Here is a 1,106-nt window from a genome sequence, read left to right as displayed (position 1 = left end):
CCTACCGCCTGCGCTTCCCCACCCACCTGCCGCCCCTGACCGACACCGCCGCCGACGCCTGCCACGCCGCCGCTACCGCACTGCGCCACCCCCCGCCGCTACCGTTGTCCACCGGGCACCCCGACCACGACCACAACCAGGACCACAACCAGGACCGGGCAGCCGACCTGGTGCACGGCGCCGGCCTGGACGGCGTCCGCGTCTTCGCCGAGGACCTGCGGCGCTGGCCCGACGTGTTCACCCCCGCGCAACTGGACACCGTGCTCGCCGCGCTGGCCGCGTTCATCGACAAGGCCGGCACCGGTGGCAGCCTGTTCCGCCGGCTGCAAGCCGACTACCTGCACTACCTCGCCCACCGCACCGGCCTGCCCATCGCCGGGCAAGCCGCCGACCTCTACGCCCAGCTCACCCAGCTCTGGCACGGCCTCGCCCGCATCGCCGCCGCCGACATCAGCACCACCACCCGCGTCACCGCGCTCGCCGACACCGCGCGGCATCTCCCCGAACTCGAACAGCGCGGCGCCGATCTCCTCGACCTGCTCGCCCGCGAACTCAGCCCCTGACGACCCGGAGATCCCTGACGACCTGGAGATGTCGTGAGCACCCCCACACCCGTCACCTACCGCCGCGCGGGGCTCTCCCTGGCCGGTGACCACTGGTCCGCACCACCAGCCACCTCACCGCGTGGCACCGCCGTCCTGCTCCACGGCGCCGGGCAAACCCGCCATTCCTGGCGCCACACCGCCGCCCGCCTCGCCGGGCACGGCTGGACCGCGCTCACCCTCGACGCCCGCGGCCACGGTGACAGCGACTGGGCGCGCCCGCGCGACTACACCATCGACCATCTCGTGGACGACCTCGTCCACATCACCGGCAGCCTCGGCGACACCCCGGTGCTCGTCGGCGCCTCCCTGGGCGGCATCACCGCCCTGCTCGCGCACGCCGACCACACCCTCGCCCGTGCGCTCGTGCTCGTCGACATCGCGCCCCGGATCAACCCCGGCGGCGCCGCACGCATCCTCGATTTCATGACCCGCCACCGCGACGGCTTCGCGACCCTGAACGAGGCCGCCGCCGCGATCACCGCCTACAACCCCCACCGACCC

At 73.8% G+C, this 1,106-nt stretch carries 2 protein-coding genes; both read left to right on the top strand.

The window, feature by feature from the left end; genetic code table 11:
• On the top strand, positions 1 to 563 hold a 563-nt coding region (locus tag HFP15_RS42075), incomplete at its 5' end, for a DUF4872 domain-containing protein (protein WP_168524209.1).
• Positions 564 to 596: 33 nt separating this feature from the next.
• Positions 597 to 1,106, top strand: a 510-nt coding sequence (locus HFP15_RS42070) for an alpha/beta hydrolase (RefSeq protein WP_168524207.1), incomplete at its 3' end; no start/stop codon positions are given.

It is taken from the genome of Amycolatopsis acididurans, assembly GCF_012328925.1.
Classification (GTDB): Bacteria; Actinomycetota; Actinomycetes; order Mycobacteriales; family Pseudonocardiaceae; genus Amycolatopsis_E; species Amycolatopsis_E acididurans.
The sequence above is the reverse complement of the archived record's forward strand: the minus strand, read 5'-3'. Positions and strand labels throughout refer to the sequence as shown.